The following is a 24,658-nucleotide window of genomic DNA, read 5'->3' as shown; positions in this document are numbered from 1 at the left end:
AGTTATTTCTTAATTATAGCAAAAAAAGCCTTATTTGTCGGCTTTTTTCTGGTATCTTATAGTTTTTCAAGATCAGCAATCCGCGCTTGGGTCGTATCAAATTTTGTTTGATAATCGGCTTGTTTAGCTTGTTCTTTTTCGACAACTTCTGGTTTGGCATTGGCAACGAATTTCTCGTTAGAGAGTTTACGTGAGACCATGTCCAATTCTTTTTGCCATTTGGCTAATTCTTTTGTCAAACGGGCAATTTCATCTGTGATGTTAATCAAGCCTGCAAGTGGCAAGTAAATTTCAACGTTTGATAGAATCGCTGTCATAGCTTGCGCTGGCGCTATGATGTCAGCAGAAATCTCTAAGGTTTCCGGATTTGTGAAACGTGTTAGATAGTTGCTATTCTCTTTCAAGAATGTTTCAATTTCAGCATTTTCTGTCTTGATCAGAATTGGCACTGCCTTGCTTGGTGCTGTATTCACTTCCGCACGGATATTTCGAACTGACTTGATGATGTCTTTCAAGACTTCCACACCACGAACGGCTGCATCATCTGAAAATTCTGGACGAACTTCTGGATAGGCTGCAACAACTAAGCTACCCTCAATCAAGCCGAGATTTTCCGAAATTTCTTCAGTCACAAATGGCATGATTGGGTGGAGAAGGCGTAGAATTTGGTCAAGAACATAGACAAGGACACTACGTGTCACATCTTTTTCTGCCTCATCTTCACCGTAAAGGACTTCTTTAGTCAACTCAACATACCAGTTAGCAAAGTCTTCCCAAATGAAGTTATAGAGGGCACGGCCTGCTTCACCAAATTCAAACTTATCGAAGTTTTTCGTGACATGGTCAATCGTTTCATTGAGTTTGGTCAAGATCCAACGATCCGTCACATTGCCTGCTGTTTTTTGGGCGACTTTATCAACATTAGCATAAGTATCCGCTGCGCTGAGCGTTTCCTTGTTCATGATGATGTAGCGTGAAATGTTCCAGATTTTGTTAATGAAATTCCAAGCAGCATCCATTTTTTCATAAGAGAAACGGACGTCTTGACCTGGTGCAGAACCATTTGACAAGAACCAACGCAAGGCATCAGCACCGTATTTTTCGATGACGTCCATTGGGTCAATGCCGTTACCTAAGGATTTAGACATTTTACGACCTTCTTCATCCCGAATCAAACCGTGGATGAGAACGTCTTTAAATGGGCGTTCGTTTGTAAATTCCAAACTTTGGAAAATCATGCGGCTGACCCAAAAGAAGATGATATCATATCCCGTAACAAGCGTTGACGTTGGGAAGTAACGCTTGAAGTCTTCGGCTTCCTCATCTGGCCACCCCATGGTTGAAAACGGCCATAAAGCTGATGAGAACCATGTATCTAAAACGTCAGAATCCTGTGTCCAACCGTCACCTTCTGGCGCTGTTTCGCCGACGTACATCTCGCCGTCTGCGTTATACCAAGCAGGAATTTGATGTCCCCACCAGAGTTGGCGTGAGATTACCCAGTCATGGACGTTTTCCATCCATTGTGTGAAGGTGTCGTTAAAGCGTGGTGGGAAGAACTCGACTGCGTTATCTGTTTTTTGGTTAGCGATAGCATTTTTAGCTAGCTCATCCATTTTAACAAACCATTGCGTTGATAAACGTGGTTCCACAACGGCACCTGAACGCTCAGAGTGACCGACACTGTGGACCATTTTCTCGATTTTAACAAGTTGACCCATCTCGTCGAGTTTGGCAACGATTTGTTTGCGTGCTTCAAAGCGATCCATATCCGCAAATTCTGCCGCAAGCTCATTCATTGTGCCGTCATCGTTCATGACATTAATCATTGGCAAATTATGACCTTGGGCGTTGAGGCGTTCAACAACATCAAAGTCGTTGGGGTCATGCGCTGGTGTGATTTTAACGACACCTGTGCCTTTTTCCATATCCGCGTGTTCATCTGTGAGGACTGGGATTTCACGGTTAACAAAAGGTACGGTCACAGTTTTACCGATAATATCTTGGTAGCGTTCATCTTTGGCATTGACAATAACTGCCACATCGCCGAGCAGGGTCTCTGGACGTGTTGTTGCGATTTCAACATTGCCTGAACCATCTGTCAAAGGATAAGTGATATGGTAGAACGCACCTTCGACATCTTGGTGGATAACTTCGATATCTGAAAGCGCTGTGCGGGCTGCTGGATCCCAGTTGATAATGAATTCACCACGGTAGATAAAGCCTTTTTCGTAAAGTTTAACGAAAACTTTTTTAACCGCTTTTGATAGGCCTTCATCTAGGGTAAAACGTTCGCGTGAATAATCAAGCGATAGCCCCATTTTGCCCCATTGTTCTTTGATCGTTGCGGCATATTCGTCTTTCCATTCCCTGACTTTTTCTAGGAATTTTTCACGACCGAGGTCATAGCGTGAAATACCTTGCTCACGCAAACGTTCTTCAACTTTAGCTTGCGTGGCAATGCCGGCATGGTCCATCCCTGGTAACCAAAGCGTGTCATAGCCTTGCATGCGTTTGGCACGGATGATAATATCTTGCAGCGTTGTATCCCAAGCGTGTCCGAGGTGAAGTTTACCTGTGACATTTGGTGGTGGGATGACGATGCTATAGGGTTTGGCTTTTTTATCGCCACTTGGTTTGAAGACGTCAGCTGCTAGCCATTTGTCATAGCGACCTGCTTCTACTTCTGTTGGGTTGAATTTTGTTGATAGTTCTGTCATGTTATACTCCTGTTTCTTTGTTTTTTGAAATGTGTTCAAACCATAATTATTCGATTTTGATATTTTCCTTATCTGGTTCTCAATTCTCTAACAACCAGTCTAAAGCATTTTTCTTCAAAATACCATTGTAATTCGCTGTTTTGTGTATCGTATCGAGTGTCAAAAGATATTTAGGATAGGCGTCTGAGATGTTTTCCAAACTGCGTAATTCTCTTGTCAATGCACTTTCATCCAGTGTTTGTAACGCGACTTGATAATAGACCAAGCTATTATCACTATTCAGACAAACAAAATCGACTTCTAGACTGCCTTGCTTGCCAACATAGACTTCTTTGTATCTTCTTTTTAGTTCTAAAAAGATGATGTTCTCTAAAATATGACCGGCATCTTCTTTTTTATCTGGTAAAATCATTTCACGAAAGCCCAAGTCTACAACGTAATATTTTTCTAGACGTTGTAGTAACTTTCTCCCTTTAATATCATATCGAGGTGCGGGATATAAAATTAAACCATTGACAAAGGCGTCTACATATTTTTCTACTGTATTATTAGATACTGAGACATTTTGAGATTTCAAAGTATTAGCAATTTTATTAATAGAAACTTCCGAACCAATGGCACTGACTAAAAATCGTAGCACCCTTTCCAGAATCCCTTGTTCAGTAATTTTATATCGTGTCATGATATCTTTCAGCGTGATATCATTGTAGGCACTTCTCAAGTAGAAATTTCTTTCCTCTTCATCATCTTTATTGACCAAATAAGGAAAGGCGCTCTTTTGATATTTGTCATATACTTCTGTCAATGATAAATCCGTGTGTGCGCTATAAAATTCTTTAAAAGAAAGGGGTAAGATCGATAACTCAATGTAACGTCCTGTCAATAGTGTTGCCAATTCACCACTCATAAAATAGGCATTACTACCTGTGATATAAATATCTAAGTTGGGTTGCAAATTTAAACTATTAACAACTTCTTCGAATTTTTCGACAATCTGTATCTCATCTAAAAAGATATAATATTTTTGTTCTTTTGTTCTTTTGATATCTTTTCTTGGATATAATCATTCAGGGAAAGAAAGTTCCTGAGTTCGTAATATCTTAAATCTTCAAAGTTTAGATGGATGATTTGTTCATCTGTGACATGCTCAGTTTTTAAATGGTCCTTAAATAGCTCAAATAAAGTGGATTTCCCACTTCTTCTGACGCCGGAGATAATTTTGATTAGGCCATTTTCTTGATGCTTAATCAACCAATTCAGATAAGTTTCTCTCTTGATCACTGTTTTTTCCTCCTGTACGATTATGTGCATTTGAGACCATTATAACACAAAATATCATTAGGGTGAAAATATCGCCGGGATACCCCTCTTATTTTCAGTATAGTGAAAATAAGAGGGGTTATCAACATAATTTTCAGTCAAGTGAAATTTATGGATAAAAATTTCAAAATCTCTGTCTGTGGCAAATTACTTTTATCACCTACCCAACAAACTTAACATTAATCACAATAATCGCATCGATCAATATCAAAAGCAGCACGGTAAACACAATATGTCGTTTTTTATGCATGAAAATGATAGCGACAAATTCGCGGATGAAAGCGTTGGGGAGGAAATATCTAGCTGTTCTGCTACCGATACCGTCACTGTTTAGACCAACTTTCTTAGCAAACAGACCTGCTCGAAAGATATGGTAATCGTTGCTGACAAAAGCACTTTGATACGGCTTACCTTGACTTCTTTCGTCCATTAGGTTTTTTGAAAACTGCAAATTTTGTAGGGTCGTTTTACTGTTTTCTTCCGTGATAATCTCAGCTTTCGGCACACCTTGTGACAAGGCATAGTTTTCCATGGCTACCGCCTCTGGCATTTTTTCGTCTTGACCTTGCCCCCCACTCATGATGAGTAGCGGCTGCTTTCCAGTTCTTGCTTGCTGTTGGTTCGCAAACGCCAAGGCTGCATCTATTCTGCCCGCGAGCAACGGTGTAACTGTCTTACCGTTGAGTAGACCTGAACCCAGAACAATGAGATAGTATTTATTGAACTTGGGTTTGATGTGATTGAAGAGTAGACTGCTGGTTAGAATGGTCATAAAGCTAAAGAAATAATAGATTAGGAAAATGACGATAACCATGTAGATATATTCAAAAACGCTGCCTTTTTTGAGCAATAAATGCTGAAAAAGGATGAGGAAAAGCCCTGCTATGCCTAGTAAAAGTGTCAGCATGTTGCCGAGACTTCGGCTCTCTTTTTTCAAGACGATACGAGCATTCCAAAGGAGGTAAACAATTAAGGCATAACCGCCAAAAGAAAGTAGCACAAAGGCCATGAGGCCGATGATGAGGCTGAGAAGGATTGGCAGTGGTGTCGAGAATGGAAAGCAAAGGATGACAATGTAGCCAATGGTAATGACGATGCTCAAATTAAAGACATAACCCGTGAGTAGGCGGCGTTTGTCTTTATGAATGATGCGATAGGAGACTAGCCAAGAGCCCAAGACCATGACTAGCATAAAGGTAAAGAATGCGCCTAAATCTATCTTGCTGTAAGTGATAATGGTGTCAACCAACAGGACTGTCCCTAACCATAGGGCGAGCGCAGTCAGACGAAATTTGACTTTTTTAATGCGAACTAAGACCAGATAAACGATAAGCGCCAAGATCAAAATAAGGTCTGGAATGATAACCATGTGGATGCCTTTCTATCAATTAAACGTGTTGATGGCGATGGTGACTGTCCAAGCGCGGACAAAAAGCGCCCTAATCTATTATGATTAGGGCGCTTTCACGTGGTACCACCTAAATTCCCAGACATCATGTTTCTGGACACTCATTTTTTTATTTATACTCACTTAACTCTTGAGTATACGATTGTCAAGAAGCAACAATCATGAGGACGTTTGTAGGATTTTCAGCACCCTCCTACACTCTTTATAAACGCAGTCTCACGATACTCTTCTCGTTTCCTTTATTCTATCAATTTTTAATTAGAAAGGCAATCCTTTTGTGAATTTACCAAGTTTTTGCTCTGTTGTTTTATCAATGTCCACCAAGGCTGCATTAACGGCTTGTGTGATCATGTCTGACAAGGTTTCTGAATCTTCTGGGTCAATCAAGTCTGGTGAGATATCAATCTGTGTCATTTTACGGTCACCTGTGAAGGCAACTTTTACCAAGTCTTGAGCAGACGTACCATAAAAGGTTGTCGCTTCAATTTCAGCTTGCGCAATTTTCATATTTTTTTGCAAGTCTTGAGCTTGTTTCATCATTTTTTGCATATTCATCATCGTAATCTATATCTCCTTAATTCATGCGCCTTGATGGCTTTTGTTTTTTATCGTCTTCTTTTTCCTTACTTTTTTAGATAGGTAATAGAAGCGAACTGATTATTTCAATTATAGCATTTTCTATCTTTAATTTGTAGTTAGACATAGCCTATGCATCCTCTGACAATAAGTTAAAAATACCACCTAATATAGTAAGCCATCTTGTTTTGAAAGGTTATCTAATATCATCACAAGTTTACTAAAATTATCATTAACAACCGAATTTTTTAAGAAGGCATATTGCACGTAAAACATCTCTTTATCTTCCGGAACTAATGAAATTTCAACTAGTCCTTTCATATTTTGAAAGGGGAGATAAGGCGTCATCAATGTAATGCCAACATTTGATTTGACAAGTTGACCTATTGTATTAATATCAGAAAAATGAACCAAGACTTTGGCTTTCCCGTGATACTTATCATTTAAATGATCAAAAGCTTTGGTATGCGACAAACCGTCTTCCAATAAGATAAACGGATAGGCTAACGCTTCTTCAAATGTAATTTGAGATTTTTGAGCTAACGGATTATCTTCTGAGACATAAATTTTAAATTCATAACTGTAGAGTAATTTGATGTTTAAATCAGGATGTTCGATAGGCGTCACACTCCCAAGTAAACTAAGTTCTAGGTGACCTGATAGCAGTTGACTGAGTAAATCTGTCGAACTTCCCGAAATCAATTCAAAATTTGATATGAAATCAACATTATCTTCCGTCTTAAAGAGTTTAGAGAAAACTCTTGTTTTGATCAATGATGGAAAACCAACATAAACTTTTTGCTGTTTCGCATGTTCAATGGCTTTTTCAATCATCTTAAATTCTTCCAAAATACTCTTCAGTTGGTTCTTTAGAATTTGTCCTTCTCTGGTTAAAAGAACTGAGCGATGAAGAGAACTTTTTTCTATTAAATTGCATCCATAATACTCTTCAAGCCTTTTTACAGCGTAACTAATACTGGGTTGACTAACATTAAACTTTTTTGCCACTAATGTAAATGAGAGCATATCTCCCAAGAAACTAAAATACTCGAAATCTCTTAAATTCATTTTGAATTTTCCCCTTGTTTTACATTCTAGCATATTATAGAGAATATGTTAGCCTAATTTTTTAGTAAAATTTATAGGTTATAAGCAAATTATATGGTAGCTATTCGAGTTGACTATAAACTATTTCAAGCGATACACTATGACATGTAATCAATATTTTAATTTTGGGGGAGCAAATGAGTAGCTATCAGGTCATCATCATACCATACTTAAATAAAGGGTCGACAGTTGATGCAACTGTCTAAAAAGTAAGTCAATCGACTTATTTTATACCTACACGCACCAACCTTTTTTAGAATTTTAAGCCTAATGCTTCTGATACTAAAAATAGCGATAAAAAAGAAAGAGAGCAATACACATGAATAACTGGACAAATGAAATTATTAACCGTTTAGACACTGCCTACAATGCACGTTTTGAAAAAGAAAAATCATTGGTTTTCTTGAATGATGCTTATCAAAACTTGCTCTTCCTTAAATTAAAATATGCCATTGATGAAGATGCTGAACTCTCTAACTTCGCAACTTCTTTCATGGAAGTCAGAGATTTATTTATCAATGAGTTGAGCGACCGCTATCCAGAGAATTATGCCCAAGTTGCTTGCCAAATTCAAAAATTGCATGACTTAAATGGTCACATGTCACCAAACATCTAGGAAGAGGTCTACCAACCATTGAATAACACGAATCAAAAATTATTTAACAAAGGCTTCATTGCGATTACTTTTATTAACTTTATTGTCTACTTAGTCTACTACCTTCTGATGGTCATTATTGCCGTGATCGCACAGAGTAACTTACATGCCTCACTAGGTCAAGCAGGATTAGCATCTGGTATTTATATTATCGGGACTTTGCTTGCGCGATTACTCATTGGTAAAAAACTAGAGTTAATCGGCAGAAAAGCGACTTTAAGATACGGCGCTTTGTTTTATTTGCTTACAACAATTGCTTATCTTTACGTACCAGCTATTCCCGTGCTCTATCTCGTCAGATTTTTAAATGGTTTTGGCTATGGTGCCTTATCAACTGCGACAAACACCATTGTCACTGCCTATATTCCTAAAGCTAAACATGGTGAAGGTATCAATTACTATGGTCTCAGTACAAGTCTAGCAGCGGCTATTGGTCCTTTTCTTGGCCTGATTTTATTAAATACAACCGATTTTCACTTTATTGTCGCTTTTTCAATTGTCCTCGTTTTTATTATCACAATTATGTGCTATTTATTCCCAGTTAAAAACGTGAAACTCTCAGAAGAACACATCAAAGCACTTAATAAAAGTTCTTTCGATAGCTTCATTGAAAAAAAAGCATTATTTATTGCCTTTATGGCCTTCTTAATGGGGCTTTCTTACTCAAGTGTCCTCGCTTTCCTATCATCCTATGTCAAAGTCATTGATTTAGTACAGGTCAGCTCCTTATTTTTCGTTGTTTATGCCTTGGTCATCACGTTTACTCGACCACTTTCAGGCAAAATATTTGATAATCTTGGCGAAAAATTTGTCATGTATCCAAGTTACTTATTTTTGAGTGTCGGCCTCATTTTACTGAGCATGACAACCAGCAGTTGGTTGCTCCTAGTTTCAGGTGGTGTCATTGGTCTCGGCTACGGTACTTTCATGTCAAATGGACAAGCCGTTTCTTTAAAGACTGTTAAAGACGAGCATCGGATCAGCGTTGCCCTCTCTACTTATTTTATTGGGCTAGACCTTGGTTTGGGTATCGGTCCTTATGTACTAGGGGAATTAAGAACTTTCCTATCTTTCCAAAACATCTACTTAGTTGCAAGTATTTTACCAATCATTTGTATGGTACTTTATAAAATTTATACGTCTAAGAAAGCTGTCAAAGCAGCACTATAAAATACTATCAAGACGCTAGGACAAAATTCCTCAAAAAATAGGCTATGAGCAATCTTCAATATTAATTGGAATTGACCATAGCCTATTTTTGTATAGCTTTTTTGATACATTGTAGCGTAGCGTGATCATGTTGTAAGAGGTAATACCAAATCGGTATTCTTTTGGCAAAACAATACGAAATTGGTTAAAAATTCGCTGATTCTTTACCAAATCGGTATTCTTTTGGCAAAACAATGCGAAATTGGTAAATAAAATTCTGATGTGAACCTTAAAACACAAAAAAACCGAGCGCTAGGCTCGGTTATTAGTGCGGAGAAAGGGACTTGAACCCTCACGACCAAAGTAGGTCACAGGATCCTTAATCCTGCGCGTCTGCCAATTCCGCCATCTCCGCGAAACAGTACTTTATTAGTATATCAAAGTAGCTGGCACTCGTCAAGAGTTTTTAAAAAAGTTTTTTATTTTAGACAATCAATAATTAACTTGATCAAACAAGCCGTCAGGTAAATCATAGAATCCTTTGCCAGCTTTATAGTTTTCAAATTTGCCTAGCAAAAATTTATAGGCATCCATCCGGCTTTCATAACGAATGATCGCATCTTTAGCGCGTTCATCGTCTGTTTCATCCGCAACCTCTTGGCTTTGGTTCATGGCCATTTCATTGACCATGATTTGTGTTGCTACCCAATCTTCAAATTCTTGCATAAATTCTTGTTCATATGTCATATCTAACACTCCTTTATCTTTCTTTTCTCTCAGCAATTCTGAGCATTAATCTTCTAGCACTTTCTGATAGGCCCAACGGGCGCCTTCAAACATCACCACACCGCATTTTTCAAAGCCGAGTTTGGTCAAAATATGCTGCATGATCTGATTATCTGGATGCGTGTCGACACGAAAATCTTGATAAGTACTGAACGTCTCAAAAACTGAGGTCAAAAATCGCTGTCCCAGAGCCTGGCCGCGAAATGCTGTTGATACCGCCATGCGATGAACGGTCACATAGTCGTGATTATCGTTACGCCACGCGCCTTGAATTAAATCATAAGCGGGGTCGAACCCAGCAATCACCGCCCCATATGCTGCAACTTTACCGGCCACTTTCAGAACATAAGCCACATCATTTTCAATGTCCGTCCTAATATCTGATATAGCAGGATAGGCGCTTTTTTGCCACTGGTCAATCCCTTGCGCCTTCAAATAGGCACGCGCACTCTCTATCACTGCCACAATTTCTGACAGATCCGTCAATTTGGCTTTTTCAATCATTTGCGCACCAACTTCACAACTGCCTCCGTCCGCGCCGTGTGCGGGAACATATCAACTGACTGGATATATTTGACATCATAAACCGACGCTAACTTAACCAGATCACGCGCCAAAGTCGACACATTACAGGACACATAAACCATTTTTTCAGGCTGCGTCGCAATAATAGTGTCTAGCAACTTGTCGTCCAGCCCCGTCCGAGGCGGATCAACGATCAAGGCGGTCGCTCTGAACCCTTCAGCCACCCACTTAGGCATCACCGTTTCAGCCGTCCCGACTTCATAAATCCCGTCCGGCACATTGACCTTAGCGTCCTCTATCGATTCCGCAATGACATCCATGCCACGAATACTTCTAACCTTGCCCACAAAGGCGCGGCCAATGGTACCAGTCCCAGAATAGGCATCTATTAAATCATCGTCAGCACTCGCATCCATCGCCTTTACCGCCTCGCGGTAAAGCACATTAGTCTGTTCAGGATTGAGTTGATAGAAGGCCCGCGGGCTGAGTTCAAAGGTATAATCAAGCACGCCTTCTAAAATCGCACGCTCGCCCCAAAGCATCTCCGTCTCATCGCCATAAATCTCAGACGACTTCTTACGATTGATATTCAAAGCAATCGTTTTAATCTCAGGAAATTTCTCCGTCAAACTCGCAATCGTTCGCGTCAACTCAACCGGAGTCGATGAGATGAAAATAAGCTGAACTTCCCCAGTATGATTAGCCCGACGGACCATAACCGTCCGAATGCCATCGAACTTTCTTTCATTATAGATTGGAATTCGATGAAAAGTCAGAAGTTCAGTGACTTCATTAATAATCGCTTGCGTTGTTTCATCTTGCACCAAACAGTTTTTGATTTCAACTAACTTATGCGAATTCTCTGCGAAAAGCCCTGCTCTGACTTTCTCGCCTAAAAACCGTGTTTGAAATTGTAACTTAGCCCGATAGTGCTCGGGTTTTTTCATCCCTATCGTCTTACGGACTTCGTAAGTTTCATAACCTTCAGGTTTAAACTTTTGTAGCGCCTGTCTCAGCACATCTTGCTTAAAAAGCAGCTGTTGCGGATAAGCCAAGTGCATGATCTGACAGCCGCCACACTGCTTATAGATATCACACATCGGCACAACGCGGTGAGGTGATTTTTTATTGAGTTTGAGGACTTTTGCCGTCGCATAATTGCGCTCGCTAGTCACGATTTCCGCATACACATCTTCGCCCTTGAGCGCACCCGGCACGAAAACCGTCGTTCCCTTAAAATTACCAACGCCTTCGCCATTGATACCGATTTTTTTGATTTTTAGTGGAATTTTTTGCTTAATTTTAAGAGTCATGTACCCATTTTACCATTTTTTTACGTATAATAAAGTATGCCTAAAATTATTTCACTTGAGAAGAAAAAACGTTTATATAAGGTCGTTTTTGACGATGAGCGCACGATTTATGTGACTGAGGATACGATTGTTCGGTTCTTTTTGTCAAAAGGTGCTGTGTTTGAAAACGCTGAAATTGAGAAAATTGCTGAATTTGCTGATTTTTCTAGGGGAAAAAATCTGGGACTCTACTATATTTCTTTCAAGCAACGGACTAAAAAAGAAGTCATTCGTTACTTGATCGACCATGAGATTCCAAATGTGCAAATCGCTAAAATCATTGATGCGCTTGAGGCATCACGTTTTATTGACGATCCTGCTTATGCTGAGTCCTTTGTTCGCGGCAAAGTCCTAGGTAAGTCAGCTGGCCCTTATCAAATTCAGCAAAAATTGGTTGATAAAGGCATTGATAAAACTTTGGCACTAGAAAAGTTAGAACTTCTTTACGACTTTGACATACAAGTTGAAGTCGCAACGCATCTGGCTGAAAAATTAGTCATGAGCAAGTATAGTCGCCTGCCACTCAAGGCCCTGAAAATGAAGATTGCAACGAATCTGACAAGTAAAGGCTTTTCCTACGATATTAGTAAGATTGCTATTGATAATTTAGAACTCGAATCCGATGAAGACAATGAATCAGAACTCTTGCAAAAAGAATTAGATAAAATCATGCGCAAATACAGCCGAAAATATGACGGCTATGACCTCAAACAACGCGTCAGCAATGCCCTTGCCAGAAAAGGTTTTGACTTTGATGTCATTAATCGCGAGTTGCGCGAAATTGATTTTTAAACCAAAAAAAGCTCAGATTTTGAGCTTTTTAATCCGCTTTAAAATAAGGTGCTAGACTTTGGATTTCAGATTTTGTCAGCGCGCGATAATCACCTGGTTTCAAGCTCTCATCTAACTGTATCGGCCCGATTTGAGTTCTCACCAGTTTGGTCACGAGTTTCCCAACACTTAAAAACATCTTGCGAATCTGTCGGTTTTTTCCCTCGCTAATGCTGACAATGGCGGTGTGGTCTGAAAGGATTACTAATTGAGCAGGGGCTAATGACACATCCCCATCTATCACTAGACCTGCTCTGAATTTTCTGACGTCGTCAGGTTCTAGGGGTTCCTTCACCTCTACTTGATAGACTTTTTCAACGTGGGCTTCAGGTTTGATCAAATTGCGCCCCAACTTGCCGTTGTCGGTGATGAGAAGTAGGCCTTGAGATAGAAAATCGAGACGTCCAATGATGTAGAGGTTGGTTTTGTCGATGTCGTTTGGCAAGACGTCGAAAACGACTGGCAATTCAGCATCCTTGTTGGCTGAGAGGGTGCGCATAGCTTTGTTGACCATGAAATATCGATGTGGTGGAAAGTTGATTTTACGACCATCTAGAGTAAGGTGATGTATGCTACTATCGACCTGTTCATTACGCGCTGTTATGACCTGACCGTTAACTGATACGCGGTGCTCACGCATGATTTTTTTGATGTCGGACTTTTTGACAGCAGCATATTGGCTTAAAACGTCATCTATTCGCATTTTGAATTCCTATTTCTTGACCTTTTTTGACTTTTAAAATATAATTTAATTATAAGCGTATACTCAGTTGGGTAATAAAGCGAATGAGGCTTTTAAACTATTTTTCAACGACGAAGTGGCGAGAAATAATTTGAAGTATTTGCTTTATTAACCGTAATGAATATATTATACCTATTTGGGATAGAAAAAGCGAGGTAAACCTATGGCTTTTACAAATACAATCGCCCGTTATGCAAGTTTCGGCACTATTCAATCCATCCCTGGCGAAGTCATCGACAGTTTTTGGTACATCATTGACAACAACCTCAAAGGCGTTTTCATCTTGGAAAATACGATTAACTTTGAATTGATGAACAACCACGGGACGCTTTCAGTTCGCTTTTCGCAAGACGATGACCCTAACACGTCTATGGTTATTGACTTTAATTACGAATTTGACAACGACTGGCCACGACTATTTCATGCCGTTGATAACATGGGGCGTGAAACAATCATGACACCAATGGAAATGTAAGCATTAGCCAAATCACAACACACAAACTGACCGTTAAACGTCAGTTTTTTTGTCTTCTCGCATCCTCCAGACACTCGCAGACAAACAAAAAACACTTTTCTATTTTTGGTTTTTTTGTCTACTCGCATCTTCCTGATGCTCGCAGACAAACAAAAAACAAGCCTCGTAAGACTTGCCTTCAAATTTTTTTATTCAGAATCGTTTGCTACGAATGGAAGCAAAGCCATGATACGTGCGCGTTTGATTGCTGTTACAACTTTGCGTTGGTTTTTAGCAGAAGTACCAGTAACGCGACGTGGTAAAATTTTACCACGTTCTGAGATGAAACGTTTCAAAAGCTCAGTGTCTTTGTAGTCAACGTTTTCGATTTTGTTAGCTGCGATAAAGTCAACTTTTTTGCGGCGTTTGAAGCCACCACGACGTTGTTGTGCCATGTGTTTTCTCCTTATATTATTCTAGGCAGTTAATCTGCCCATCATTGATTAAAACGGTAGATCATCATCACTCAAGTTCATGGGTGTGCCACCAGAAAACGGATCGCTATCGCGGCCAAAGTCTGGAGTGGCAGGTGAACTCTGAGTTTGTGACGGTTGATTGCCACCGAAGTTTGCGTTTGTAGGTTGAGACTGTGAAGGTGTGTAACCTCCGCCTTGTTGACCACCTTCGCGCGCGCTACGACTTTCTAGCATTTGGAAATTATCAGCAACCACTTCAGTCACGTAAACACGTTGACCTTGGGCATTCTCATAATTACGCGTTTGGATACGACCAGTAACGCCCAGAAGCGCACCTTTTTTCGCCCAATTTGCTAGATTTTCTGCAGCTTGACGCCAGATGACAACATTAATGAAATCCGCTTCACGCTCACCATTAGCATTCTTGAAGGCACGATTAACCGCAAGGGTAAAAGTAGCCACTGCTTGATTGGCAGGTGTGTAACGAAGTTCAACGTCTTTGGTCAAACGACCTACTAAAACAACATTATTAATCATGTTTTGTCCTTCCTGAAAACTAAAGTGTGCTTAGAATTAAGCTTCAACCTTAGTGATCATGTGACGTAAGATGTCGCCATTGATTTTCGCAAGACGGTCAAATTCGCTTGTTGCAGCTGAAGCTGAATCAGCTTCAAGTGTTACAAGACGGTACAAACCTTCGCGGAAATCATTGATTTCGTACGCAAGACGACGTTTTTCCCAATCTTTTGATTCAGAAATAGTTGCACCATTTTCTGTCAAGATTGTGTCAAAACGTTCAACAAGCGCTGTTTTGGCATCTTCGTCAATGTTCGGACGAATAATGTAAAGAATTTCGTACTTTGTAGTAGCCATTGATGTATCTCCTCCTTTTGGTCTAATGACTCGGGGCTTTTCCCCGAGTAAGTGAGGGTTGCTCACAAGTATCCATTATAACATAAAACTCGAAGTTTTGGCAAGTTTTTTATTTTTTTTGGAGGCGAGAGATTATCAATCCTAAACTAAAAACCTAGAATTAACTAGGTTTTATACTTTTTTTCAGTAAGTTTGCTTAATTTAACATATTTGTTGTAAATGAATAGGCATGATTTAGCTCTTCTTCATTATGGTAGGTGAATAGATTATTCTCACGCATGTCATCCATCGTCGGTTGCTCAATGACTCGACCATCTGTCAAAGTCATTTTTGAAAATTTAAAATTATTATTTTTGTCAGATTCAGCACTTTTCACACCATATATTAAGATTGACGGATTTTTTATGGGATTAAGTTGCAAGGTTACGGCTGCTCCGGCAAAGAAAAGAATTGGTACTAAGGCATACAATATATACCATTTATTCGTAAACAGTTTCTTTTTAGTCATCTTTAATTCTCCTATTTTCTCTTAACATCCCCTCTGCACACTTATCGCCTTAATTATACACTTAAAACTTAAAGCAAACTTAATTTACCTTAATCTAATCATTAAATTTCTGTGCAAACAAAAACTGGGAGCAGATTAAAATCCACTACCAGTCTATTCGTCTATATCGTTAGGATTTTCTTTTTCTGAAAAACCAACCAATCACATAAAACAAGGTATAAATTACTGTCAAGAACAAAAGATAAATCCCACAATACATTGCAATCACCTGAAACCAACCCCAAGTATAATACATTTGGTACCAGTCATCATGCACCTTTGTCAAAACATTCCAAAACCATGAGATAAGTAACATTGACACGATAATTGAAAAATTAAAAACCAAGGCACTCAAAAATTTTCTGCAACGTTTGCCCTGTATAGCACCCTCGAAAGCGTAAGAGCTGGGAATGAGAAACAACAGCACCTCCATATTATAGGCGCTAACTGTTCCTCCCTCCGTAAGCTTGAGCAACACGAAAGCCAGCAACATTATAAGAATCGGCATAAAACTTGTCCATGACTTTACCTTTTTCATCCACCAAATACCGCTGAAATACCTGCATAGACTAACAAAATCGCGCCGAGAACAATCCGATATTTACCAAAGAAAGTGAAATCGTGTTTCTTGATATAATCCATCAAGAATTTAATGACCACAATAGACACCAGAAAAGCTGTCACACTAGCAACCATTAAAATGGCAAACTGCGACAAACTAAAGCCCACTCCGCTGAACATGAATTTGACGATTTTCAAAAGACTCGCACCGAACATAACCGGAATCCCAAGGAAAAATGTAAACTCAGTCGCAACGAAACGTGACGCTCCTAGGATAATCGCGCCAAGAATGGTCACACCTGAACGAGATGTACCTGGCATTAATGACAAGACCTGAATCAAGCCAATATAAAAAGCAAAGCGATACGACATTCTATCAAGGTTAGTCAAAGTATCTGGACGTGTTTTCGCCCACTTCTCCACGTAAATGAAAGCAAAACCGTAAATAATCAACATGAATGCGATAGGAACAAATTTATGAAAATGCGCATCCAACCAATCATCCAGTGGCAAGCCAATAATGACTGCCGGAATACATGCAATAATCACTTTCAACCAAAGTTGCCATGTTAATTGGGTCTCACGTGGTGTCTTACTTGAATCAAAGGGATTGAGTTTTTTAAAATAAATCACAACAACCGCTAAAATCGCACCTAGCTGAATCACGACATTAAACATATTCATGAACTCAGTGGATTGTTTGAGCTTGATAAATTCATCAGCTAGAATCAAATGTCCAGTCGAGCTAATCGGTAACCACTCCGTGATACCTTCAATAATCCCTAAAATAATTGCTTTTATAAATTCCATTTTATCTACTTTCTCATGTTTAATTTACACGTTTGAACTTCAAGCTAACTTCTTATCAACGCCTAAGTGATAAATCACTTAGGCACGTTGCCTTTGGCTTTTCCGTACGCCGCTAAAGCGACAACTGCAATGCCATAGGAAAATAGATGATTTCTGAACCTGCGCAAGCGCAGAAGTTTCACCAGCGAATCGCAGGAGCACCATAAATCCCTAATTTTCTACAGAAGTTTACGACGATGTCGTACCGCTTTCAGTATCATTTATTTTACAACTGTTTGATTTTATTATAACAAAACCCTTTCAAATTTTGTGAATAATTACTGATTTTTAACAATAATCCTATCAACAAGCAAAATACTGACTTATCTATATTGAACATTCTGTCAATTTTTAGTAGAATTAAGAGATAACCTATAGAGATTAGAAAGAGACCTATGAAAAAAATATTTTCACTTATCTTTGCGACACTTCTTGTCTTCAGTCTTGTACCAGCAACACTTGTCAGTGCTGCTAGTGATGACAATGAATTCCGTGTCGGCATGGAGGCAGGCTACCCGCCTTTTAACTGGACCCAGAAAACACAAGCTAATGGTGCTGTCAAAATTGACGGTAGTAACCAATACGCTAACGGCTATGATGTTCAAATCGCTAAGAAAATCGCTGAAAAACTAGACAAAAAATTAGTGATTGTCAAAACGAAATGGGACGGCCTCTTGCCTGCCCTCACTTCTGGTAAAATCGATGCCATTATCGCTGGGATGAGCCCGACTGCTGAACGTAAAAAAGAGATTGATTTCTCACAAAATTACTATACAAGTCAGTTAGTTGTCATGGTCAGAAAAGATGGTAAATATGCTAATGCGACGTCTATCAATGACTTCAAAGGTGCTAAAATTACTGGTCAACAAGGTGTCTTCCATTACGATTTAATTCCACAGATGATAGGTGCCACACAAGAACCTGCTATGGGCGATTTTTCGGCCATGCGCGTTGCCCTCGAGGCAGGTCCCATTGACGGCTATGTCGGCGAACGTCCTGAAGGGATTACGGCTGAGTCAAAAAATTCAAAATTTAAAATGATTACTTTTTCTGAAGGGAATGGTTTCAAAACCAACCCTGATGATACGCAAACGGCTGTCGGTCTACGCAAGGGTGATAAAAATCTCGAAAAAATCAATGAAGTGCTTGCCACAATGAGTCAGGCTGAACAAACTAAAATCATGGACGACATGGTTGGTCTCCAAACTCAATCTGATAAAGAAACTGGGTTTTGGGCACAAGTTGGTGCAATTATCAAAGACAATGGTGGTGACTTCGTCCGTGCTGCTGGCATGACTTTATTCATTTCAATTATCGGGACTTTTATCGGTACCTTTATCGGTCTTTTGATTGGGGTCTTCCGCACCGCTAAAAAATCTGCTAATCGTGCACTTGCTTTGCTGCAAACTCTTGTCGGTTGGGTTATCAATATCTACGTTGAAATTTTCCGTGGTACGCCTATGATTGTACAAGCCATGGTCATCTACTATGGTTCTGCGCAGTTCCTCGGTCTTTCTATGGATAAGACTTTAGCCGCTCTCATCATCGTCTCAATTAATACAGGGGCTTACATGAGTGAAATCGTACGTGGTGGGATTTTCTCTGTTGATACAGGTCAATTCGAGGCCGCAAGTGCTTTGGGAATGAATCACGGGCAAACCATGCGTAAGATTGTCTTGCCACAGGTCATCCGTAACATTCTCCCTGCGACAGGTAATGAATTTGTCATCAACATCAAGGATACATCTGTTTTGAATGTCATTTCTATCACAGAGCTTTTCTTCCAAGGGAACACGGTTGCACAACAAAACTACCAGTATTTCCAAACTTTTACTATCATAGCAGCCATTTACTTCATCTTGACTTTCATAGTCACACGTATTTTAAGATTTGTTGAGAAAAAACTTGACTCTGAAAGCTATACGACGGGTGCTAATCAAATGCAACTGCCATTAAAAGAAGCTACTATTGAGTTAGGAGGCGAAAAATGAGAGATATCGTACTTGACATTAAAAATCTCAAAAAATCATTCGGGCAAAACGAAGTCCTCAAGGATATCCACATGACCGTTGCCTCTGGTGAAGTTATCTCTATCATTGGTAGCTCAGGTAGCGGTAAATCAACCCTACTTCGCTCAATCAACTTGCTAGAGCAACCAACATCTGGCGAAATCATCTACAAAGGCGAAAACGTCCTCAAAAAAGGCTACGACCTTAACAAATACCGCACCCACCTGGGCATGGTATTCCAATCTTTCAACCTTTTCAATAACCTAGATGTCCTAGAAAATGTTATCGTGGCACAAACAACCGTGCTGAAACGTCAGCGTGCCGAGGCGAAAAAAATCGCTTTAGAAAACCTGACTGCTGTTGGCATGGATCGATTTGTTAATGCCAAACCAAGTCAACTCTCAGGTGGTCAAAAACAACGTGTTGCAATCGCTCGCGCGTTGTCTATGAATCCTGATGTTCTCTTATTTGACGAACCAACTAGCGCCCTCGACCCTGAAATGGTCGGCGAAGTTCTGAAAACAATGAAAGAGCTAGCTGAAAGCGGCTTGACCATGGTTATCGTGACACACGAAATGGCCTTCGCCCGCGAAGTGTCTGACCGTGTCATTTTCATGAATAAAGGTGTCGTCGCTGAAAGTGGCACACCAGAAGAAATCTTTGTCAATCCAAAAGAAGAACGAACAAAAGAATTTTTGACACGGTTCTTGCAGGATTAAAAATAAGACAAGACTAAAAAGTAATATTTATTTTAAAAGATAGAAAAAGCGCTTGAAATTCGTTTTAAAAACGTCATTTCACGCGCTTTTTCTGTTCATTTCAGGAATTGAAATCCTGAAATGAACAGAAACTTATAAGAACTCTTGTCTCCAAGGTGTCAATTTTTGGTAATATTCGGCTTTATTGATACTATCAAATAATACCATCTTGTGTTTGACTACTTTTTTACCTTCAATCATACACTCTGGAAAGATATTATTTGGATCCCAACCTTCACGAGTTGATAAGACTTCACGTAATTTTTTATAGATAGCAAATTTGAAATCAGAAGAAATATTAACTTTTGAAATTCCTAAACGGACTGCTTCACTGATTTCTGAATCGGGATTATTTGAGCCACCGTGTAAAACTAATGGAATGCTGATTTCTTGTGTAATTGATTTCAACACATCCATGTTAAGTTTTGGTTCAAATCCTTTTGGATAAATACCATGTGCCGTACCTATCGCAACTGCTAAAGTATCAACACCAGTCGTTTCAACAAAGTGTTTCGCATCTTTAGGATCTGTATAGGTAATTCCATCAACACCTTCTTCCATTGTTGCACCCATACTCCCAATTGTTCCTAGCTCACCTTCTACCGAAATCCCTAACAAGTGACAAATATCCACCACTTCTTTCGTTATTTTCAGATTCTCTTCAAAAGGTAGTAGCGAACCATCAATCATAACTGAAGTGAAACCACAACGAATTGCACGCAATACCGAGGTCATACTGTCACCATGATCTAAATGTAAAACAAAGGGGATGTTACTATTTGAAAGTCGTGCAACAACGTACTTAAAGAAATCATCTTTAGCAAATGTCAATTCATCTGGATGAACTTCGATAATTGCTGGCGAAAGATTCTCTTCTGCTGTTTCAACTACCGTTTGAAATAATTCATTATCTGAAATGTTGTACGCACCAACTGCAAAGCCTTGTTTTTTTGCTATTTCTAACATTTGTTTCATATTGATTAACATAATTTTTTCTCCTTGGATTTTTAAATATCTAAGTGATTAAGCTACTTTATTATCACTTAAACTTTGGATATTTGAGTTCGTAAATTTTAGAGTTTTGTCGTAAATAACTAAATTCATCGGATACAGCATCCAATCCGTTATTTTTAAAAAACAAAACTTAGTTATAATTATTTAAAGTGATTGATTAATTGAACCAGATAAATTTAAATATTTTTGAATTTCATCTTTTGCTGCTTGAATTGTTCCGTGAATTAAAGTAGGGTATTCAATATCGTTATCTACTTTAATAGCTTGTCTAACATACTCACGTTGTGCTTTCATAATATCTGTACCAATATTAATTTTATTAATACCTGATTTTATAGATTGCAACAGATTTTCTTCTCCCGCACCGCTACCACCGTGGATTACTAAAGGTAAATGAGTCGCCTTCTTTATCTGCTCCACAATATCAAACCGAAATTCAGGAATATAATTCTCGGGGTAATCCCCATGTGTTGTCCCAAAAGATATCGCAAGACAATCTACCCCTGTTTCTTGAATAAATCGAATAGCTTCATCCGGATTCGTATACATTGAATCAACTGTCCAATTTCCTTCTGCCACACTCCCCATGTGGCCTACTTCGGCTTCTACACTCGCATCATAAATTTCCGCCAGCTTTACAATCTCTTTGGTAATTGCAATATTTTCTTCAAATTCATGAGTAGAGGCATCAATCATCACACTGAGCATCCCTTGTTGTAACACTTGTTTGACATGAGGGACATGCTTACCGTGATCTAAATTAATCGCCACCTCTATCGAAGAGTCTTGACACATTTTCTTAATGCCTTCTGCCATATATTTGTAATCAATATGCTTTTCAAGATGTTCTTGCAATAAATCAATAATAATCGGTGCACGGTTTTCCTCTGCTACATCAATAATCGCTTTGCAAGTTTCTAGATTAAAAGCATTGATTGCCAACACAGCGTAATGATTTGCATTTGCCTTTTTCAACATAGATTTCATCGAAGTATACATTTTTTATACGCCCTCCTTACTAAAGGTTTAGTTAAATGTAATTGAAGCAATGTCGAGCTCTTCTTCCTTGATATCTTCTAATTTCACGTCTTCTTTCGGCTCTTTTTTCAAAATGAAAAGTAAGATTCCCATTGCCAATGAACCTGCAAACAAAGATAGAAAAGCCATCAATGGATTTGACATTGTTGGTACTATGAACATACCACCACTTGGAACTTTCGATCCAACATTAAATGTCATTGATAAGGCGCCGCAAATACTACATCCAAGCATACTAGAAGCAATAATACGAATTGGATCTACCGCTGCTAACGGAATGACCCCCTCAGTGATCATACAAATTCCCATTGGAAAAGCGATTCCGATATTATCTTGTTCTTCTGTAGTAAACTTTTTCGTATGAAATAGTTTTGAAAGCACAAGGGCAATGGTCACTCCAAATGGTGGTACCATTGAACACAGAACCTTTACAGCTTCTGGTTGATAAATTTTTTCAAGCAACATCCCATCGGCAAATAGACTAGCTACTTTATTGACTGGTCCTCCAAAGTCAAAACCAACCATCAGACCCATAATTCCACCAAAAACAAAGCGACCACTACCTTGTAGGCCAACTAAAAATTCATGTAATGCATCAGTTGCCCATACAATCGGAACACCGAATACAAAGTACATCAAGACACCAATAATCACTGTTGAAAAAAGTGGAATTATCAGCATTGGTAGCAAACCTTCTGCCCATTTGGGTACTTTTAGATGTGTTTTTAATAATAAGACAAACCAACCGACGATGAACCCACCGAGCATACCACCTAAAAATCCAGCACCTATCGAGTTGGCAATTAGTCCCATAAATAGACCTGGTGCAATCCCTGGCCTATCTGCAATAGAATAAGCGATTGCTCCGGAAATAACTGGCGCCAATAATCCCATTCCTAAAACACCAAGTGAAACAAGTGCATCCCAGGCAGAGTAAGATTTGGAATAATCCGTAATAACTTGACCACCAGTAAAATTACCTATTGCGATTAATAAACCAGCTGTAACGACTAAAGGCAACATATACGAGATCGCTGTTAGGGCGTGTTTCTTTAATTGCATTTTCTTCAACATTCTCTTTATCCTCCATAAGTTTTGACTATTTTATTGATTAATCCTTTTGGGGATTTAATCACAACATTAGTTGGCACATCAACAATCGGTTTACCTATAAATCGTTCTCGTCCATTAACTTTAATGTTGGCTGCAACGATAACCACATCTGCTTCGTCAATTTCACTTTGTGTTAAAGCATCTTTGTCAGAAAGCTTTTATATGCAACAAAACCAATTCCTATTGAAACTATATCTGAAACAATTTTTGTCGCTGAAAGTACAATCTATTCCTATTTAAAACCGATTCGTGCACTCGTCAAGAAATATAATCTTAGACTAAAAAACAGAACAAATCTCGGACTCTCCATAGAAGGCAATGAAATCGACAAACGAAGATTAATCACTAATGTCCTTGTAGAGCATAACTTTACTGAATACATCTCAGGTTATACAGAAATAGAACAAAAACTTTTTCAAGATATTGAACTTGAGAAAATTAACTATATTTTCGATTACTATTTCGGTAACTTTATAACTGAAATCACCGATTTCAAAAGAAAAAATATTTTATTTCATATTGCACTTTGCATTTCAAGATGTAAATCTAACTATAGCTTAAAACTAGATACAATCAATAAAGTGGCCTTACCAGATACAATGATTGATAATTTCGAAAAAATGTTAAAAGCCTATGAAGATGAATTTGATATACTCATACCTAAAACTGAAAGAAATTATCTAGCTTATCATATTTTAGGAAATGCAGTTGAAATTTGGGCAACGCCATCAAAAAGAGAACTACAAGTTGAATAATATGTTACTATTTTATTGAAAAATATTGATGATTTTTTCCATAATAAATTTGAACTTAGCAAAGACACCCTGCTAATTAGCGATATGCTATGGCACATCAATGCTATACTAAAATTAAAATACTTCCAGAGAATGGAAAAAAATCCGATACTTAATGATATAAAAACAAATTATCCTTTGTCTTATGAGGCAACTTCGACTTGCGTCTCTATATTAGGCGAAAAATTTCCATTTGAATTTACACCTGATGATATTGGTTATATCACTCTTCATATTGAAGCGGCTATTAAACGAAAACAAGTTTCATTTTCTAAACGTAAACGAATCTTACTTGTTTGTGGAAGTGGGAATGCAACCAGTAGGATTCTTCAAGCAGAACTTGAAACTAATATCCCCAATATTGAGATAGTTGATAAAAGCTCATTGAAAAACTATCAGCATATACTTTTAACTAAGCCTGTTGATTGTATTATTTCAACTTTACCAATTATTGACAGTATTGTGCCAACGTTAATCGTAGACATTTCTAATATCAATAAAGAAATACAAATAATAAGCGACTTCTTAGCTAATCTAGACTATCATCCTACCAAAAAATCATGGCACCTTTTTGATAAACAACTCTTTTTTCCAAATTTACATATGTATTCAAAATTTGAAGCTATTAAATATGTCTGTGATAACTTGGAACAAGATGGTTTCGTCTCAGATAATTTCTACGATGATGTCATTGCGAGAGAAAATATTGCTGAAACTTATATTAGAAACGGCATAGCTATTTCTCACCCTCTTGATTTTCCTTCACCAGTCACAAAGATTGCTATTGCAACTTTTAATACACCGATTAATTGGAGCAATACAAGAAAACAAGTAAAATTATTATTCCTAATAATTCCTGGCGAGAAATATATCGATGAACTTGACTATTTTTTTGATTTATTGCTACCAATTCTAGACAACAAACAAAAAAGGCAACAATTACAAAAAGCAACTAACCTCCTGTCGTTTATCAATCATTTTGAAAAGATTTAATCCCTCAG

General features: G+C 38.5%; 25 protein-coding genes, 1 tRNA gene and 2 pseudogenes. 8 read left to right on the top strand and 20 right to left on the bottom strand.

What is annotated here, in order from left to right:
* Positions 1–56: 56 nt before the first annotated feature.
* The 5 genes and pseudogenes from HZR21_RS00795 to HZR21_RS00775 form a co-directional block, all read right to left on the bottom strand.
* Positions 57–2,720, bottom strand: coding sequence for a valine--tRNA ligase (locus HZR21_RS00795; RefSeq protein WP_180745577.1), 2,664 nt, complete (start codon positions 2,718–2,720; stop codon positions 57–59).
* Between the two features lie 79 nt (positions 2,721–2,799).
* Positions 2,800–4,031 (bottom strand): annotated as a pseudogene (locus HZR21_RS00790) (ATP-binding protein).
* 169 nt (positions 4,032–4,200) lie between these two features.
* On the bottom strand, positions 4,201–5,409 hold the full coding sequence (locus HZR21_RS00785; protein ID WP_180745568.1) for a YdcF family protein: 1,209 nt from the start codon (positions 5,407–5,409) through the stop codon (positions 4,201–4,203).
* A 297-nt stretch (positions 5,410–5,706) separates the two neighbouring features.
* On the bottom strand, positions 5,707–6,006 hold the full coding sequence (locus tag HZR21_RS00780) for a YbaB/EbfC family nucleoid-associated protein (RefSeq protein ID WP_180745566.1): 300 nt from the start codon (positions 6,004–6,006) through the stop codon (positions 5,707–5,709).
* Between the two features lie 183 nt (positions 6,007–6,189).
* On the bottom strand, positions 6,190–7,092 hold the full coding sequence (locus HZR21_RS00775) for a LysR family transcriptional regulator (RefSeq protein ID WP_180745564.1): 903 nt from the start codon (positions 7,090–7,092) through the stop codon (positions 6,190–6,192).
* 358 nt (positions 7,093–7,450) lie between these two features.
* On the opposite strand from HZR21_RS00775, the gene HZR21_RS00770 reads away from it, so the two are divergent.
* Positions 7,451–7,747 carry a hypothetical protein gene (locus HZR21_RS00770; protein ID WP_180745562.1) on the top strand — a complete coding sequence of 99 codons (297 nt, stop codon included), beginning with the start codon at positions 7,451–7,453 and terminating at the stop codon, positions 7,745–7,747.
* A gap of 18 nt (positions 7,748–7,765) precedes the next feature.
* Positions 7,766–8,956, top strand: coding sequence for an MFS transporter (locus HZR21_RS00765; RefSeq protein WP_180745560.1), 1,191 nt, complete (start codon positions 7,766–7,768; stop codon positions 8,954–8,956).
* 308 nt (positions 8,957–9,264) lie between these two features.
* On the opposite strand, the gene HZR21_RS00760 is transcribed toward HZR21_RS00765, so the two are convergent.
* The 4 genes from HZR21_RS00760 to rlmD form a co-directional block, all read right to left on the bottom strand.
* Positions 9,265–9,350: transfer RNA gene (locus HZR21_RS00760), tRNA-Leu, on the bottom strand.
* Between the two features lie 77 nt (positions 9,351–9,427).
* Positions 9,428–9,682: a DUF1912 family protein gene (locus tag HZR21_RS00755; RefSeq protein WP_180745558.1), complete on the bottom strand. Its 255-nt coding sequence runs from the start codon at positions 9,680–9,682 to the stop codon at positions 9,428–9,430.
* A 45-nt stretch (positions 9,683–9,727) separates the two neighbouring features.
* Complete coding sequence (locus tag HZR21_RS00750; protein ID WP_180745556.1) at positions 9,728–10,225, bottom strand: GNAT family N-acetyltransferase; 498 nt, start codon at positions 10,223–10,225, stop codon at positions 9,728–9,730.
* Entirely contained in the window at positions 10,222–11,559 is a 1,338-nt protein-coding gene (rlmD, locus tag HZR21_RS00745; protein WP_180745554.1) for a 23S rRNA (uracil(1939)-C(5))-methyltransferase RlmD, read from the bottom strand. The genes HZR21_RS00750 and rlmD overlap by 4 nt, the downstream gene beginning before the upstream one ends.
* Before the next feature lie 36 nt (positions 11,560–11,595).
* On the opposite strand from rlmD, the gene recX reads away from it, so the two are divergent.
* The gene (gene recX / locus HZR21_RS00740; RefSeq protein ID WP_180745552.1) at positions 11,596–12,390 is read left to right on the top strand and encodes a recombination regulator RecX; all 795 of its coding nucleotides are present in this window, start codon (positions 11,596–11,598) and stop codon (positions 12,388–12,390) included.
* Between the two features lie 28 nt (positions 12,391–12,418).
* Here the strand turns inward: recX and HZR21_RS00735 are convergent, their stop codons facing one another.
* A complete protein-coding gene (locus tag HZR21_RS00735; protein ID WP_180745551.1) occupies positions 12,419–13,132 on the bottom strand; it encodes a pseudouridine synthase in 714 nt (237 codons plus the stop codon).
* A gap of 202 nt (positions 13,133–13,334) precedes the next feature.
* Between HZR21_RS00735 and HZR21_RS00730 the strand changes: the two genes are divergently transcribed.
* The gene (locus tag HZR21_RS00730) at positions 13,335–13,646 is read left to right on the top strand and encodes a DUF960 domain-containing protein (RefSeq protein WP_003140391.1); all 312 of its coding nucleotides are present in this window, start codon (positions 13,335–13,337) and stop codon (positions 13,644–13,646) included.
* Positions 13,647–13,834: 188 nt separating this feature from the next.
* On the opposite strand, the gene rpsR is transcribed toward HZR21_RS00730, so the two are convergent.
* The 6 genes from rpsR to HZR21_RS00700 form a co-directional block, all read right to left on the bottom strand.
* A complete protein-coding gene (gene rpsR / locus HZR21_RS00725; protein WP_003140392.1) occupies positions 13,835–14,080 on the bottom strand; it encodes a 30S ribosomal protein S18 in 246 nt (81 codons plus the stop codon).
* A gap of 48 nt (positions 14,081–14,128) precedes the next feature.
* Positions 14,129–14,638, bottom strand: coding sequence for a single-stranded DNA-binding protein (ssb, locus tag HZR21_RS00720; RefSeq protein ID WP_003140394.1), 510 nt, complete (start codon positions 14,636–14,638; stop codon positions 14,129–14,131).
* 36 nt (positions 14,639–14,674) lie between these two features.
* Positions 14,675–14,974, bottom strand: coding sequence for a 30S ribosomal protein S6 (rpsF, locus tag HZR21_RS00715; RefSeq protein ID WP_003140396.1), 300 nt, complete (start codon positions 14,972–14,974; stop codon positions 14,675–14,677).
* A gap of 196 nt (positions 14,975–15,170) precedes the next feature.
* Positions 15,171–15,482, bottom strand: coding sequence for a hypothetical protein (locus HZR21_RS00710; RefSeq protein WP_003140397.1), 312 nt, complete (start codon positions 15,480–15,482; stop codon positions 15,171–15,173).
* Between the two features lie 169 nt (positions 15,483–15,651).
* Positions 15,652–16,029, bottom strand: a complete 378-nt coding sequence (locus HZR21_RS00705; RefSeq protein ID WP_180745549.1) for a hypothetical protein — start codon at positions 16,027–16,029, stop codon at positions 15,652–15,654.
* A 26-nt stretch (positions 16,030–16,055) separates the two neighbouring features.
* Positions 16,056–16,892, bottom strand: a complete 837-nt coding sequence (locus HZR21_RS00700; RefSeq protein WP_180745547.1) for an undecaprenyl-diphosphate phosphatase — start codon at positions 16,890–16,892, stop codon at positions 16,056–16,058.
* 434 nt (positions 16,893–17,326) lie between these two features.
* Here HZR21_RS00700 and HZR21_RS00695 point away from each other — a divergent pair, with 434 nt between their 5' ends.
* Both HZR21_RS00695 and HZR21_RS00690 read left to right on the top strand, forming a co-directional pair.
* Complete coding sequence (locus HZR21_RS00695; protein ID WP_180745545.1) at positions 17,327–18,922, top strand: ABC transporter substrate-binding protein/permease; 1,596 nt, start codon at positions 17,327–17,329, stop codon at positions 18,920–18,922.
* Positions 18,919–19,659 (top strand): amino acid ABC transporter ATP-binding protein, encoded by a 741-nt coding sequence (locus HZR21_RS00690; RefSeq protein WP_180745543.1) that lies wholly within the window; start codon positions 18,919–18,921, stop codon positions 19,657–19,659. Before HZR21_RS00695 ends, HZR21_RS00690 begins: the two co-directional genes overlap by 4 nt.
* 132 nt (positions 19,660–19,791) lie before the next feature.
* Here the strand turns inward: HZR21_RS00690 and HZR21_RS00685 are convergent, their stop codons facing one another.
* The 4 genes and pseudogenes from HZR21_RS00685 to HZR21_RS00670 all read right to left on the bottom strand — a co-directional run.
* Complete coding sequence (locus tag HZR21_RS00685) at positions 19,792–20,685, bottom strand: ketose-bisphosphate aldolase (protein ID WP_180745541.1); 894 nt, start codon at positions 20,683–20,685, stop codon at positions 19,792–19,794.
* A 171-nt stretch (positions 20,686–20,856) separates the two neighbouring features.
* Entirely contained in the window at positions 20,857–21,711 is an 855-nt protein-coding gene (locus HZR21_RS00680; protein ID WP_180745539.1) for a class II fructose-bisphosphate aldolase, read from the bottom strand.
* A gap of 27 nt (positions 21,712–21,738) precedes the next feature.
* On the bottom strand, positions 21,739–22,824 hold the full coding sequence (locus HZR21_RS00675; protein ID WP_180745537.1) for a PTS fructose transporter subunit IIC: 1,086 nt from the start codon (positions 22,822–22,824) through the stop codon (positions 21,739–21,741).
* A gap of 5 nt (positions 22,825–22,829) precedes the next feature.
* Positions 22,830–23,006: pseudogene (locus tag HZR21_RS00670) on the bottom strand (PTS fructose transporter subunit IIB); the annotation flags it as partial.
* On the opposite strand from HZR21_RS00670, the gene HZR21_RS11995 reads away from it, so the two are divergent.
* Together HZR21_RS11995 and HZR21_RS00655 are read left to right on the top strand one after the other, a co-directional pair.
* The gene (locus tag HZR21_RS11995) at positions 23,004–23,618 is read left to right on the top strand and encodes a PRD domain-containing protein (RefSeq protein ID WP_343037642.1); all 615 of its coding nucleotides are present in this window, start codon (positions 23,004–23,006) and stop codon (positions 23,616–23,618) included. The pseudogene HZR21_RS00670 and the gene HZR21_RS11995 sit on opposite strands and share 3 nt — an antisense overlap.
* Positions 23,619–23,633: 15 nt before the next feature.
* Positions 23,634–24,650 carry a BglG family transcription antiterminator gene (locus HZR21_RS00655; RefSeq protein ID WP_180745533.1) on the top strand — a complete coding sequence of 339 codons (1,017 nt, stop codon included), beginning with the start codon at positions 23,634–23,636 and terminating at the stop codon, positions 24,648–24,650.
* Positions 24,651–24,658 lie beyond the last annotated feature (8 nt).

It is taken from the genome of Pseudolactococcus laudensis (genome assembly GCF_013449735.1).
GTDB lineage: Bacteria > Bacillota > Bacilli > Lactobacillales > Streptococcaceae > Pseudolactococcus > Pseudolactococcus laudensis.
This window is presented reverse-complemented; position numbering and strand designations above follow the sequence as displayed.

What these genes read in the sequence shown, in the direction of transcription:
- HZR21_RS00795 (WP_180745577.1), bottom strand. Translation starts at nt 2,720, where the DNA reads ATGACAGAACTATCAACAAAATTCAACCCAACAGAAGTAGAAGCAGGT.
- HZR21_RS00785 (WP_180745568.1), bottom strand. Translation starts at nt 5,409, where the DNA reads ATGGTTATCATTCCAGACCTTATTTTGATCTTGGCGCTTATCGTTTAT.
- HZR21_RS00780 (WP_180745566.1), bottom strand. Translation starts at nt 6,006, where the DNA reads ATGATGAATATGCAAAAAATGATGAAACAAGCTCAAGACTTGCAAAAA.
- HZR21_RS00775 (WP_180745564.1), bottom strand. Translation starts at nt 7,092, where the DNA reads ATGAATTTAAGAGATTTCGAGTATTTTAGTTTCTTGGGAGATATGCTC.
- HZR21_RS00770 (WP_180745562.1), top strand. Translation starts at nt 7,451, where the DNA reads ATGAATAACTGGACAAATGAAATTATTAACCGTTTAGACACTGCCTAC.
- HZR21_RS00755 (WP_180745558.1), bottom strand. Translation starts at nt 9,682, where the DNA reads ATGACATATGAACAAGAATTTATGCAAGAATTTGAAGATTGGGTAGCA.
- HZR21_RS00750 (WP_180745556.1), bottom strand. Translation starts at nt 10,225, where the DNA reads ATGATTGAAAAAGCCAAATTGACGGATCTGTCAGAAATTGTGGCAGTG.
- rlmD (WP_180745554.1), bottom strand. Translation starts at nt 11,559, where the DNA reads ATGACTCTTAAAATTAAGCAAAAAATTCCACTAAAAATCAAAAAAATC.
- recX (WP_180745552.1), top strand. Translation starts at nt 11,596, where the DNA reads ATGCCTAAAATTATTTCACTTGAGAAGAAAAAACGTTTATATAAGGTC.
- HZR21_RS00735 (WP_180745551.1), bottom strand. Translation starts at nt 13,132, where the DNA reads ATGCGAATAGATGACGTTTTAAGCCAATATGCTGCTGTCAAAAAGTCC.
- HZR21_RS00730 (WP_003140391.1), top strand. Translation starts at nt 13,335, where the DNA reads ATGGCTTTTACAAATACAATCGCCCGTTATGCAAGTTTCGGCACTATT.
- rpsR (WP_003140392.1), bottom strand. Translation starts at nt 14,080, where the DNA reads ATGGCACAACAACGTCGTGGTGGCTTCAAACGCCGCAAAAAAGTTGAC.
- ssb (WP_003140394.1), bottom strand. Translation starts at nt 14,638, where the DNA reads ATGATTAATAATGTTGTTTTAGTAGGTCGTTTGACCAAAGACGTTGAA.
- rpsF (WP_003140396.1), bottom strand. Translation starts at nt 14,974, where the DNA reads ATGGCTACTACAAAGTACGAAATTCTTTACATTATTCGTCCGAACATT.
- HZR21_RS00710 (WP_003140397.1), bottom strand. Translation starts at nt 15,482, where the DNA reads ATGACTAAAAAGAAACTGTTTACGAATAAATGGTATATATTGTATGCC.
- HZR21_RS00705 (WP_180745549.1), bottom strand. Translation starts at nt 16,029, where the DNA reads ATGCCGATTCTTATAATGTTGCTGGCTTTCGTGTTGCTCAAGCTTACG.
- HZR21_RS00700 (WP_180745547.1), bottom strand. Translation starts at nt 16,892, where the DNA reads ATGGAATTTATAAAAGCAATTATTTTAGGGATTATTGAAGGTATCACG.
- HZR21_RS00695 (WP_180745545.1), top strand. Translation starts at nt 17,327, where the DNA reads ATGAAAAAAATATTTTCACTTATCTTTGCGACACTTCTTGTCTTCAGT.
- HZR21_RS00690 (WP_180745543.1), top strand. Translation starts at nt 18,919, where the DNA reads ATGAGAGATATCGTACTTGACATTAAAAATCTCAAAAAATCATTCGGG.
- HZR21_RS00685 (WP_180745541.1), bottom strand. Translation starts at nt 20,685, where the DNA reads ATGTTAATCAATATGAAACAAATGTTAGAAATAGCAAAAAAACAAGGC.
- HZR21_RS00680 (WP_180745539.1), bottom strand. Translation starts at nt 21,711, where the DNA reads ATGTATACTTCGATGAAATCTATGTTGAAAAAGGCAAATGCAAATCAT.
- HZR21_RS00675 (WP_180745537.1), bottom strand. Translation starts at nt 22,824, where the DNA reads ATGTTGAAGAAAATGCAATTAAAGAAACACGCCCTAACAGCGATCTCG.